Genomic DNA, 12,884 nt, shown 5'->3' with positions numbered 1-12,884 from the left:
CAAACATGAGTAAACATGCAAGATACAGACTGGAAAATGCGGGAATCTATGTGGGTTACTTGATCGTTTTTTGCTTTTTTGCTTTTCCTATATTTTGGGTCGTTTCGTTATCATTAAAATCTGTCCCTGAATTATTCTTGACGCCGCCAATTTGGTTCTCGAAGACACCTCAATTCCAAAACTATTCATTTGTAATTAAAAATATGGGAATTCTTCACTACATGTGGAATTCAGCGAAGATCGTAGTGGTTACTATTGGATTAACACTGTTATTTTCATTTCCTGCTGCGTATGCACTTTCGCGGTTCCAGTTTAAAATGAAGCGTCCTGTGATGCTGATGATATTGGTATTCCAAATGATATCACCGGTCATTATCGCGATTCCACTCTATCGATTATTCTCGGAGATTGGACTCATCAACCACTCGGCCGGATTAATCGCAGTTTATGTGGCAGTTGAGATTCCGCTTAGTACATGGTTTCTGAAGGGATATTTGGATACACTTCCTCTGGAATTGGATGAGGCTGCTATAGTGGATGGCTGTTCGCGTTGGTCCACTTTATGGAAAGTGCTTTTGCCGGTTGCGATGCCTGGCGTAGCTTCCGTAACGATTTTGATTGCCGTTGCCAGCTGGTCGCAGTTTATTATTCCGTTTATTTTATTGGACGATAAGGACATGTTCCCTATGTCACTAGGGCTTGTTACATTAAAAAATAGCTCAGACGCTATTACCACTCACTATTTGGCGGCAGCAAGCTCGATAGGTATTTTACCTGTCATGATTGCTTTTATTCTCCTGCAGCGCTTTATTGTAGGGGCTCTAACGAATGGTGCGGTTAAAGGTTAAAAAGATGAAGTCGGAGAAGTGATAAATATGGAACTATACTCGGTATTAAAGAGCAATATAAATAAAAAGCCGATGGACATCGGGTGCGGCAACCTAACTGCAAGTATCAAAGAAAACGGTTCAATCCATACCATCAATGCCTATCATCCAACTAAGGGTTATTTGACGTTGTCCTCCTTAGTGACGTTCTCAAATGGACTTTGGTACGATTCTGAATATGTTAGAGCGTATCGCAAACGAATTGCCGGACTTGGTGAGGAAAATCTAGCAAAGGGGTTCGGTTTCTCCCATGATAGGAAGATTCAAGACTGGCAAAGCGGCTACACACCGGAAGGCAAGTTGGTCATAACCTACAAGCTCGAACAGCTCAACGTGGCAATTACGTTTGAGGCCCTCAACCCTTCAGGAAGAGCCACAGTCGTACAAAGCATTGAAATCAAAAACAACAGTACGATGGAGCAAACTTTACCCTTCCAAATTGGGGGTACTTATAATTTAAATCGATGCAGCTACGGCCAATTGACCGAAGGCGGTCCTATTCAAATGCCTGAGCAAATCAATGATTTGGAAATCCAAGGGAATCGTATGTCTTTGCGTAATCCTTCTTTACCGGCACAAGTTGTAATGACTGTATTTGAAGATGGACAGCCCTTTGATTTAGGAACAGAAAAACGGACATCCAATGAACCGATCAAGCAGCTGTCGGAATATCAATGGAAGATCGCTCCCTCTGAGGTGAAGCAACTGCTTATCACCTATACAATTAACACAGAGGGAGAGGTTTTAAATGATGTTGAATGGGGTAACGATCTGATTTCCCATTTGAAAGGCATTTCTGTGGTTGAGGAGCCTCTTCATTTTATCGATACGTCATGGAGTCATTATGTGATTCGTCGTAATGTAGCCTATATTCTAAATTGTTGTTCGGTTCCTGTTCAAGACGAGCAGGTGTGTGTCATCACGGACCACCAATTGCTTCCTTTATCATGGAACCGGGATTCGTATTATATGATGAAGCTATTAATCGATGCCGACGAGCATGAGGGCATATTAACGCAAGCAGATAAACGTAAGGTAAGAGAGACGATTAAGGGACATTTACTTTGGATGTTCATGACTGCGGAGCGGCCTTCGGGCTACTGGGGTAGAGCTTACCTGACGAATGGCTATTGTAAGGATAATGTGTATCAACTAGATCAGCAATGTTATCCGCTGCTTGAACTTTGTGAGTATTATGAATGGACGAAAGACAAAGAGACCGTAGTACGCTTGCTGCCATACCTTGAAGACACGCTACAAGAAATTATGAAAAGCCGGCATGAGAAGTACTGGCTATTTAAAACAGGGGAGACTCCGGCTGACGATAAGGTTGATTATCCTTATCATTTCTCCAGTCAAATTCTGATGTGGCAAACCTTACGAAAACTGGACGCTCTGAATAATCAGTTTCCATTTACAACTTTGAAGCTTCATGAGTGGGTGCAGCAAGTTCAGACGGATTGCCTCGATCATTTCACGATTGAGTCTGAAGGTAAACGAATGTTTGCTTATTTGGTGGACCTTCAGGGTAATCATACAACTTATCACGATGCGAATGATCTACCAACGGTATTGGCGCCTATCTGGGGATTCTGTGCTGCAGATGATTCCCGCTGGATTAACACCATGGAATTCGCATTCTCGACAAGAAACATCGGGGGCTATTATGAAGGTGTATATGGTGGATTAGGGTCGATTCATACCCCACATCCATGGCCGTTAGGAGACGCTCAGCAGTTAATCTATAGCGCCTTAATTAACGATCAAGATCAATATACGCTGGTTATGAATAAGTTAAAACAACTGTGCCAGTGGGATGGGCTTTTTTCTGAAGCGGTCTATGAAAAGAGCGGTGCAGTGGCTTCTCGTCATTGGTTCTCATGGCCTGGTGCGTTTATTTCCCAAGCACTTCTTCTGAATAAACAGTCTAGTGTACAGGAGTTAGTAGGATGAAAATTGTTGTGGCTCCAGATTCATACAAAGGAAGTCTAACGGCTAGTGAAGCTGGTGAAGCGATGCGAAAAGGTATACAGAAGGCTTCGATTCACCATGAGATTGCGGTCATTCCAATGGCAGATGGCGGAGAAGGAAGTGTTCGCTGTTTAGTAGACGCAACCGGAGGTCAGCTATTCACAACAACAGTTGAAGACCCTATTGGCAAAAACATCGAAGCGACATATGGCGTGCTGGGGGATGGCGAAACATGTGTTATTGAACTGGCGGCTGCTTGTGGATTGTATGTTATTGAAGAATCCGAGCGAAATCCACTGGTTACATCCACCTATGGGTTCGGTCAGTTAATGTTGGCAGGGCTTCAGCGCGGGTACCGTCGATTTGTCCTCTGTTTAGGCGGGAGCGGGACGAATGACGGAGGAGCAGGCATGCTGCAAGCCTTAGGCGTCAAACTGCTCGATGTAAATGGCCAGTCGATTAAGCGGGGCGCAATAGGTTTAGCAGACTTGCATACCATCGACACGGCAAGCATGGATCCGCGAATTCATGCTTGTGACATTCAGATTGCATGCGATGTCACGAATCCTTTGTTGGGAGCACTAGGCGCCTCACGCGTCTTTGCACCGCAAAAAGGGGCAAACGCAGTCGCTGTTGAGCTATTGGAAGTGCTCATGAACATTTGGGCGGAACATCTGGAAGGAATAAGTCCCGTTCAAGTGCGCAACGCAGCTGGAGCAGGAGCGGGCGGAGGGACCGGAGCAGGGATTCTAGCTCTTCTGCAAGGACGGATCCAAGCAGGCTCTGCATTTATAGCGGAAATTTCTGAATTGGAAAGACATATACAAGGTGCTGACCTTGTACTTACAGGAGAAGGCAAGGTGGATAGCCAAACCGCACATGGCAAAACACCGAGTGGTGTAGCTCTTATCGCGAAAAAGCATGGTGTCCCAACTATAATTATTGCAGGCACAGTGGGTACCGATATTGATAACTTATACACGCATGGTGTCTGTTCGGTGCTGAGCTTGTTGAATAAGCCGATGTCGTTGGCTGAAGCTCTCACCGATGCGGCGGCCATGTTGGAAAGTACGGCGGAAGCGGCTGTGAGATTGTTTGCTGCTGCTAAGTCTAGCTAAACCAAAGAGGATCATTGTTAAGTCGAAAGGACTTAACAATGATCCTCTTTCAAATGCTTACCTACAGTTACCGTTAGTTCTTATTAAATATATAACGAGGCTGCCACGGAAGCGATCGACGGCCTCGTTGAACTGTAAAGATTTGATCATTGCTCAATTGCTCACTCATACGTTTGGTGCGATCTACCTGGCTGCCGTTTTTAATGACCAATCGCATAGTGCAATTGAACGACGCCGCTGCCGAGTGATTTAAAGTTCAACAATTCCATTTCCTTGTATTGGTACTTCTCCGTGTCAATCAATAGATTGAGTCCTTTCCCTTCTAGTACCGGCGCGACATTGAATATGAGCTCGTCAACAAGCCCTTGACCCAGAAAAGCATTGTGAAGGTCTGCGCCCCCCGAGATGAGGGCGGTTTGATAGCCTTTATCCTGCAGGTAGCTCAAGGCTTCGAGGGGCGAGCCGACAACCGTCACACCGGGAATTTCTTTCACGCTTGCCGATACGACGACGATATCCATGCCGGCAAAAGCACCCCCGCCACCGCTCGCCTGCATCCCTTCAAATGTACGCCTACCGACAATGAAATTACCAGCTGCTTGAGCATGTGCCGCAAAATCGCCGAGTGCTTCCTTTTTTGGGGGATTATTCGGACTCGATTGCGCGTAGTTACCATTGCCTGTTAGTGTTGCCCATAGAATTGTTTTCATTGGATAGCCTCCTAATAGTCGATGAAAATAAATGATGATTATATTTCAGCCTAACTTTCTTGATTGCTGCGATGTCCGTTCAAGGACTCTGCGGATGGATGCGACCACACGGTCCGGCCGATCTTCCTGCACGTAGTGGGAGGCATCGTCTAACGACTCGGTTTCGTTCAATTTCAAATAACCTTGCCATTTAGCCATCTCTTCGGGTGGAAAGCCCGCGCTATCCTTCATCCCCCACAGAATCTGTGCTGGCAAATTGGATAGAACCGGCAGTTTCGCCTCGATTTCCGCGAGCCACGGACGCGCTTTTCGGATCTGCCTTGGGAATACCCAAGTCGGTTTCCGGGATTTTGGGGTTGGGAATGGATCGGTGTAGGCCTTTCTCAAGATATCCGTGATTTTCTCGGAATGATAGATCCCATGAGGGACAATCTTCTTGGCGAAGAAATTTCGCCTTGTCTGCAGCCAATATCCGAAGGGCCATCCGCCCATGGCGAACGAGAATAGCTTCATCGCAGGGAGCGTGGCCGGCCATGCCCAGGTATTCATCACGACAATTCCGCGCAAGTTCTCACGGTGCCTTACAGCGTAGTTGAATCCGATCGGGCCTCCCCAATCTTGGACTACTAGTACGAAGTCCTTGAGATTCAGTCGCCGGATGAATTCGGTGACAGCCTCAGAATGCTCCTTCGGCGTATAGCCATAATCGGAAGGAGCTCGTGACATCCCGAGTCCCGGGTAATCCAATGCAATCAGACGGCATTCGCCGCTCAATTCTTTGATGACGTTCCGGTAAAGATACGACCAGGTGGGGTTTCCGTGTAGGAGAAGAATGACAGGCCCCTGCCCCTCGTCAACGTAATGAATCATGCCATCGCGATAAGGCATCCAGTGGTCCTTGAACGGATACTCCGATGCATCTACATCAAACGGTCTTTGCATTTATGCCTCCAATCTGCCAGTTGTTTCAAGCATCTTTTAAATTCATGAAATATATATCTGAATATTCAGATTATTGATGTGATTCAAAGTCCTGTTAATATCGATTGAGCGCCCCGGTTGCGCGCACTACTCAGGGATTAATATCGATATGGAGTAGAACTTTGTGTTTCGGCTCTTCAATAAGACTACAACACTGTGGTATATTTGAAAAGTAGTTACAATAAAGTGCAGTAGTTTCAAAAAATGAACTACGGAGGAAACGTCAATGTTGGATCGCTCTTGTATCGAAGCCATTGATCCTTTGATGGAAATCTTGGATGGTAAGTGGACCCTCCCTCTTCTGCTAGAGTTGTTTGTTGGCACCAAGCGATTTGGAGATCTGCGGCGAAAGCTACACCCGATTAGTCCGAAGACGTTAACGGATCGACTGCGGGTGCTGGAGGAAAAGGGGATTATAACGCGCACGCAGTACCCCGGTGTGCCCCTGCACGTCGAATATGAGCTAACTGAGCGAGGGTGGAATCTGCAGCCTATTTTTGCGGCTATGTGGGCATGGGTTCAGGAAAATGGCTTAAGTGCCGAGCGTGGGGCGGAAGAGATGGCATAGATGTGAATGTGACAGAAGCACGGGAGCGCAGACGGTTGGAGCGGACCTAAGGATTGACACGATGGCCTCCGCTCATGGCTGAATCCAATTTATGGATCGCCGGACGTGGATAACGGCCCCAATATTTCCGATTAACGCTCCGTGATGGCTAAAGCCGGGACGCTGGGTATTTCTACGCTATAAACCGACAGCGAAAAAGCAGCCGATCATGGCTGCTTTTTTCTTTTCAAGTAAACTTACCATGGAATCGAAAATCTGTAACGACTACTTTTCCAATTCAACGTACCCGTCAATACGAGTGCGGCGAAATAGAGAAACAAGGAACAGACGATTGAAGTGATTACGCACCATAACTGCGGCATACCATGGCTGGCAACATAGTTATAGGTCCAGTGTCCGCATATCACCATCAGCATCATGCAGATCCCAACCTTGACATAAGGACGAATACTCCAATAAAATCCGATCGAGCTTGAGATGGAATAGAAGTTCAGCAGTGTTTGCATCACAATGCCGATACCGATGCCGTACGCAACGCCAATAATACCAAAATGGCTGCCGAACACGAAGATCGAGATACCCTTGAATATGGTGGCTATTACGTAATTCCACAGCGTAGCTTTCGCACGGCCGAGCCCGAGTAGAATCGCATGAAGCGGAGCGTCGAAATAATGCAGGAAAAACATCGGCGCCAGTATTTTCAGAAGTAATCCTGCTTCCGGCGCATTATAGACAAGTGCCGTTAGTGGAGTTGCCCACTCGTACAGGATAACGGTCGCCGGCGCGCCGATCAGGAGTCCCAAGATCATAGCCTGATTCATCCGCTCATGTATGAGCAGACTGTTCTTGTTCGCCGCTGCCTCGCCAATCGCAGGAATGAGAGCGGTGGACAATGACTGCGTGATAAAACTTGGCATGAACAGCAACGGAAACGCATAGCCGGCCAGCTGGCCGAATTGTTTCGTGGCTAACGCCGTGCCGATGCCGGCCAGCGCCAGGCTGGTTGTAATAAGAAGCGGCTGGAAGGTGCTGTATAACGAATGAATGACACCGTGCACGGTCGTCGGCAGTCCGATCTGCAGCAGCTCGCCGAGTGTACTTCTTCCTTGTTTCAAGTGGCTTGCCCAAGTTTCGCCCGGTATCTTCGATTCACCGTATAGCTTGTAGCTTGCCACCAGGAATAGGAGGCTGACAGCTTCGCTGACAACTGAGGCAGCCATTGCTCCGGCAGCCGCATAAGCGACGCCGTAAGGCAGCATCAGGTGGACCAGCGTAAGTACACAGGCAATTTGCACCGTATACTCCAGCACATCGGAAGCAGCTATGGTCTTCATCTGCTGCATGCCGCGGAAGTATCCCTTTAATACGGCGGAGACAGCGACGATCGGCGCGATCGGTGTAATCGCCAGCATCGCGTAATAAGCGCGTTGGTCGCTTAGCAGAATGGATGCGATCCACTCAGATCCAAGTAACGATATGGTCGTGAGCGCTACGCTCAAGACACCTGTGACAGCGAGCGAGACATGCAGGATGCGCCTCACTTTCATCCGTTCGCCGCGAGCGTGGGCCTCTGCGACCAACTTTGAGATTGCCACCGGCAATCCAAGCTCCGTAATCGTAATGACGAGCGGGACGAGCGGATGCGCCATCATCAAGATGCCGATTCCCTCTGCGCCCAGTACGCGAGCGATATACATGCCGCTGATAAAACCGAGAATACGGTTGATGAAAGCAGCGACAGACAAGACCAGCGTACCTCTCATGAACGATTGCCCGTGTTGTGACATGACTTGTGTCCTCCTGTTTATCGAATACTTAAATGTATTCAAAAATTGGAAAAGCATGCGAACAAGCCGGTGTTGATGTCATTTTTGGACATGTGATGGCGCATAGCGGCGCGGAGGCTTTAGTTTTTTGGATTAAACTAAGTCGGGAGGGAGCCATATGAATCAAAAATTAGGTTTCGCGATTCAGCAGCCGATCCTTTCTTTCATAAGGAATGGTCGGATTATGTTATAGATAGAACGGCGGTATAAGCCCTTGGTGTTAATTTCCTTCACCAGGGGCTATTTTTACAACTCAGAATTTAAATCCGTTGCTGGCACTGCATTGAACTTTTGCCTGAATAGGAGGCCAGAGTAAACCCATCAAATGGCTGCCCGATACTTCCGACGTTCAACACTATTTCTTCATCAGCGGCGAACCCTTTCCCATCCATTTTATTTATAAAGGATATCTCCTCGCAAGGACTCTACTTTATCTAATGCCTTACTAATATCAACTTCACTTACACCAAAATGTACTAGAGCAGTATGAAGATGTTTAACAATAGCATCGAAGTGGGGAGGTTGCAAATCCATTCCTTCGTGTACTTTTGACATAGCACCGCCAGAGTACTGGTTAGGTCCACCTAACGCATAGCTTATAAATTTCGTTTGATGTTTTCGTTGTTTTTCCATATCTGTATGTTCAAAAAAGTGTTTAACTGTCTCATCTGCTAAAACTAAATCATAGAAGTAGTCCACCACTTTAGCAATTGTCTCCTCGCCGCCAAACTTCTCATATAATGTGCTCATATGCATCTCCTCTAAAATTGATTTTATCTAATTATACCCATAAATAGCATGTCCATTCAGATTGCCAGTTTCATATCATACGCAAAGAGGCACGGTGTGGAAAGCGGAAGGCATTACGCCGATTGACTTTGAGACGAGTCAGGAACTTTATTTTCAACGAATACTTCATCCCATTCCCAACGAGAGAGAAGAACATGGTCCATGGTCCCGATCAGATTTGGCACCGTGAAATGGAACATTTAACATTGGATCATCACTTATTTTCGCTTGACCCTAACACTTACGTCAGGGTTTAAAATAAGATTATGTCAAGCAGAAGGAGAGGATGCAACTGAAGATTTGGGGAAGTTATGGAGATAACAGGATTTCCATTCAAACTGGAAAGGAAGAGAATGCTTTATGGATATTACACCACAAGAAGAATCCATGATTAAGGCTTTCCGTGAGACTGACTTACCACCTTTATTTGTGCTCATACGAGTTAGAAATGATATTGCAAATGACATTGGAAATGTCAAAGAAAGCCAAAGAGATGGTATTGTTAAAACATTAGAAAAATACATCGGCCCATTATGGGAAAACTATCATGAAGGGAAAAAATGACATGCTAAAGAAAGCCCTTAACGAACTAATATCATTGAGGATGTCAACAGAACAGCTAATAAATAATTATTTTATTTAAGTTAGTTGAACAAAACAAGGAGCAGTTCTACGGTAGCAACTGCTCCTTGTTATTCATTTTTTCAAAAGGGTGGAGCGCTGAAATAAAGGGTATTGTCGTCATGGAATGTGGGGAATTTGGTGCATGTGTTAGATTGATTTGAAATATCTTATTTTGCTCGGGTGACCCTTTTTCGGAAATCCCTGGTTTTTGCAACTATTTTGCTTCTTGAAAGAAGATGGTCGTCACTAGCTTTCCATGTGTGGCCTTTTTTGTTTTTTCTGCGGATCATTACATAATTGTAAGGACTTGAGGAGTACACTTTAAAATGATTAATCCTGCATCTCTTTGCAAAGATCACATCTTCGTTTAGTGAAACGTTTGGAAATCGGACTTTATTAAAAACACGCCTTTTAAAAAAAATGGTTCCACCAGTCACCCATTTTACGTATTTATGCTGTTTTTTGGCTGAGTGGAGGATGAGCAGATTTTTCCTTTTGATAAAAGCCAGATAAGCTCTTTTTCCCACAACGTGCGCTTTCGTACGACGCATCGCCTTTATCTGCTCAGTCAAATAATATTTGGAGTAGTAGTCATCATCATCGAATTTTGCAATATAGGGGTGCTTCGTCCGTTTTATTGCGTAATTTAGACACTCACCCAAAGAGACTTTTTCCGGCCTCTTGTAAACGGAAACATGTTTATGGTCCTTTGTTTTTTTTCGGTACTTGGATAATTTCATACCGCTTTTATTTAATACGATAATTAATTCTTTTATCGGGTAACGCTGTCTTTTATAATTTGATAAAACATTACCAATAAAACTTGGCCTATTCGTACACGTGATGATCGATATTCCCCGCTTTCTTTGGCTCACGATATCTCCTCCCAGAATGTAAAAATACGTGTGCATATCACTTTTTGCGGTGTTTTTGAAAATTCCCATAATCAATAAAAACGATTCGTCCATCATTTTTTAAACGTATGTTATTAGAATTAAGATCATGAGGAATGATTCCATTCCTCATGAATTTCCTTCTCAAAGCGATTAGTTTTCTCTTATATTTCTTGGATCTGGGAAACATCCTTTTGTACTTTTTCATTACTAAAATGTGATAGCCATACCCATAAGTTGTAATTGTTCCAAGGTGTTTTTTGATCCTAGATGGAGCTGATTTATATACAATTACTTCTTGCTTGTTGCTTGATCTCCCATTTTTTGATTTAGCAACTTTTATTACACGGCGATTACCCAAATCATATGCTACTCGCCACTTACCTACCCCGATAACTTTCATTTTATTAATCTTCTTCATGTAACAATGTTCCCCTCCCGTCAAAAGGTGTCTTGTTATTCTATTCAACAGCGCTAATAAGTTACAAAATCTACCACAAATAGGCCTCGTTAAAGTGGTGACGAAGGAAAAATTTTGTAAGCACTGCGGATGGGTGTGGTGACATTGACTGGTATATATTTCAACAATCGCTCCTGTCAGTTGAACAAAACGCTATATTTTGTAAATAAGCAACAATTAATATTGATACTTAAAATTTCCATAGTCAATCACAATGATCTCCCCGTCAGAATTTAGACGCAGGTTCTGATAATTGGGTCCATCACGACCTGAAATCTCATAAGGAATTATTCGATTTTTCCTAAACTTCCCTTTCATATCCAAGAATTTTTTCATGTTTTCCTTATTTCTCCGGAAATTTGTTTTATAGTTTTTCATTATTATCCAATTGTATCTATCATCGTGCTTTAGGATGTGGCCAAGATGTTTTTTTATATCGGTTGGAGATGTCATGCATATCGTTACTTCTTTCTTGTTACTTTTTACCCCATATTTGGACTTGGCTACCTTTAGAACGTAACCATTACCCAGATCATATACAACTCGTCTTGAACCTAAACCGATAATGTTTTTTCCTTGAATCATTTTTTTTATATGTTTGTCTAATGAAACAATATCCGTTCTCAGGGATTGGGTGCATGTTATTTTATTCGTTTTACTTATTCGCTTTCGTTTTTTATGCGCTCGAGAACCAGGCGACCCGAAAGGTCCAGGCTCACATTGTAATCCTTGCGATTCAGGAGGCCCTGCGTTGTCTTCCATTCCTTGGGTTATTTGAGGTTCTGGTAAACTGAGAGGTCCGGGTTCCCCTAGAAGTTCCGTTGGTCCTTGCATTACAGGGCAGGTAATTCTCCGTATTGTAATAAATTCTTCTTGAATACCGCCTAAAGTAGTAGGAAAGGTACCGGGCTCGGTGGGGAAATTGGAGGAATTAATGTCTTCAGTCGCGTCTGCGTTACCCACCAAGGAATAACCTGTATGATAGCCTTCGGTCATCTCAAATCCAACGCTTTGGCTTCCATCCGCTTCGGCTCTAATTACAAACTGGTAACCGACTGGGTTTTGGATGTGATCCTTTTTCTGATAACCCACCGGTTTGAGGTCCATGAACGTCCCGAAGGGGGTAATGATCAACAAATTACCGGCATCATCGATCCGGATCTCGTCTGCCCCCTCAAAGATGAACCGAATATCCTCCATCCGGGCACCCGGCTGCAGCATCACATCATATTTCATATTCCCTTCGTGTCCTTGAAATACCACATCAATGCTAGGCCACATCTGCCGGTAGATGACTTCCCGATAGATGGGGAGATTCGAGTAAAGTTCATTAGGATCACTACCGCGTCTTGTTTCAGGTGATGTTCCTTCAGGTGTCACGTCTGAACGGGCATTCAAAAAACGCATAGCCAGACTAGGTTTATGAATAAACGATAGTTTAGGATCCAACTCAAAGAAGGTCATCCCTACTTGTTCCTGACCAAAGGTATAGCAAAATTCTCTATCTTCCGCATAGAACCGAACCGCTTCATTCAGCAATGCACCATTGGGAACAAACACTATAGGAAGCCCACAAGTCTCCAATATTCTCTGTTTCGTCTCTTCCTCAGGCTGCATGGGATCTTTTTTCCCCTTTCTGACTCATGCCATGAGTTCATTTACACTGATACATAGATACGTATGTCTATAATTACTTGATTGGGTATGCATCCTTAATATAAATAAATAGGCATGTAGACAGAAAAAGTGGTGACGAAGGTCATTATCTACGGAAATAGATAACTTCCTGAAAATCTCACATAGCAGAGAACTGAAAATGGCAATAAGAAACTAGGCGCAGCTATGACGTTTTTCAAAAGGCTGCGTCTAGTATTTTAATATGATCGAGTTATTATAAGGCGTCGGGAGCAGCGATTGTTACTGTTACGTGCTGCGATTAGCATGTAAAGAGCTCCGAGATAATTGTCAGATCTGCATACGGATTGTGAAGCTTCAAGAAGTGCCGATCGGAGAGATTTGTTTCCTTTGCGAGTTTCCGAGGGATTTCGTTTACCAGT

At 44.5% G+C, this 12,884-nt stretch carries 12 protein-coding genes; 5 read left to right on the top strand and 7 right to left on the bottom strand.

The genetic code is table 11. The features are described from left to right. Positions 1-5: 5 nt before the first annotated feature. The 3 genes from ASD40_RS29900 to ASD40_RS29890 are packed head-to-tail and all read left to right on the top strand — an operon-like array spanning position 6 to position 3,976. Positions 6-848, top strand: coding sequence for a carbohydrate ABC transporter permease (locus tag ASD40_RS29900; protein WP_057306771.1), 843 nt, complete (start codon positions 6-8; stop codon positions 846-848). A 27-nt stretch (positions 849-875) separates the two neighbouring features. After that, positions 876-2,840, top strand: coding sequence for a glycoside hydrolase family 125 protein (locus ASD40_RS29895; RefSeq protein WP_057306770.1), 1,965 nt, complete (start codon positions 876-878; stop codon positions 2,838-2,840). Then, positions 2,837-3,976, top strand: a complete 1,140-nt coding sequence (locus tag ASD40_RS29890) for a glycerate kinase (RefSeq protein WP_057306769.1) — start codon at positions 2,837-2,839, stop codon at positions 3,974-3,976. Before ASD40_RS29895 ends, ASD40_RS29890 begins: the two co-directional genes overlap by 4 nt. A gap of 200 nt (positions 3,977-4,176) precedes the next feature. Here the strand turns inward: ASD40_RS29890 and ASD40_RS29885 are convergent, their stop codons facing one another. Both ASD40_RS29885 and ASD40_RS29880 read right to left on the bottom strand, forming a co-directional pair. Then, positions 4,177-4,686 (bottom strand): dihydrofolate reductase family protein, encoded by a 510-nt coding sequence (locus ASD40_RS29885; RefSeq protein WP_057306768.1) that lies wholly within the window; start codon positions 4,684-4,686, stop codon positions 4,177-4,179. A gap of 45 nt (positions 4,687-4,731) precedes the next feature. Further along, complete coding sequence (locus ASD40_RS29880) at positions 4,732-5,628, bottom strand: alpha/beta fold hydrolase (protein ID WP_057306767.1); 897 nt, start codon at positions 5,626-5,628, stop codon at positions 4,732-4,734. A 265-nt stretch (positions 5,629-5,893) separates the two neighbouring features. Between ASD40_RS29880 and ASD40_RS29875 the strand changes: the two genes are divergently transcribed. After that, positions 5,894-6,235: a winged helix-turn-helix transcriptional regulator gene (locus tag ASD40_RS29875; protein ID WP_057306766.1), complete on the top strand. Its 342-nt coding sequence runs from the start codon at positions 5,894-5,896 to the stop codon at positions 6,233-6,235. A 236-nt stretch (positions 6,236-6,471) separates the two neighbouring features. On the opposite strand, the gene spoVB is transcribed toward ASD40_RS29875, so the two are convergent. Further along, a complete protein-coding gene (spoVB, locus tag ASD40_RS29870; RefSeq protein ID WP_057306765.1) occupies positions 6,472-8,022 on the bottom strand; it encodes a stage V sporulation protein B in 1,551 nt (516 codons plus the stop codon). Between the two features lie 432 nt (positions 8,023-8,454). Further along, positions 8,455-8,811 carry a group I truncated hemoglobin gene (locus ASD40_RS29865; RefSeq protein WP_057306764.1) on the bottom strand — a complete coding sequence of 119 codons (357 nt, stop codon included), beginning with the start codon at positions 8,809-8,811 and terminating at the stop codon, positions 8,455-8,457. A gap of 399 nt (positions 8,812-9,210) precedes the next feature. On the opposite strand from ASD40_RS29865, the gene ASD40_RS29860 reads away from it, so the two are divergent. Then, positions 9,211-9,414, top strand: coding sequence for a hypothetical protein (locus tag ASD40_RS29860; RefSeq protein WP_057306763.1), 204 nt, complete (start codon positions 9,211-9,213; stop codon positions 9,412-9,414). Between the two features lie 227 nt (positions 9,415-9,641). Here the strand turns inward: ASD40_RS29860 and ASD40_RS29855 are convergent, their stop codons facing one another. The 3 genes from ASD40_RS29855 to ASD40_RS29845 all read right to left on the bottom strand — a co-directional run bounded on the left by ASD40_RS29855 (position 9,642) and on the right by ASD40_RS29845 (position 12,444). After that, positions 9,642-10,349 carry a glycosyltransferase gene (locus tag ASD40_RS29855; protein WP_235549435.1) on the bottom strand — a complete coding sequence of 236 codons (708 nt, stop codon included), beginning with the start codon at positions 10,347-10,349 and terminating at the stop codon, positions 9,642-9,644. A 37-nt stretch (positions 10,350-10,386) separates the two neighbouring features. Next, on the bottom strand, positions 10,387-10,788 hold the full coding sequence (locus ASD40_RS29850; RefSeq protein ID WP_057306761.1) for a hypothetical protein: 402 nt from the start codon (positions 10,786-10,788) through the stop codon (positions 10,387-10,389). A 216-nt stretch (positions 10,789-11,004) separates the two neighbouring features. Further along, positions 11,005-12,444, bottom strand: a complete 1,440-nt coding sequence (locus ASD40_RS29845) for a DUF7948 domain-containing protein (protein WP_057306760.1) — start codon at positions 12,442-12,444, stop codon at positions 11,005-11,007. Positions 12,445-12,884 lie beyond the last annotated feature (440 nt).

Origin of the sequence: Paenibacillus sp. Root444D2 (genome assembly GCF_001426375.1) — a bacterium.
Classification (GTDB): Bacteria; Bacillota; Bacilli; order Paenibacillales; family NBRC-103111; genus Paenibacillus_E.
The sequence above is the reverse complement of the archived record's forward strand: the minus strand, read 5'-3'. Positions and strand labels throughout refer to the sequence as shown.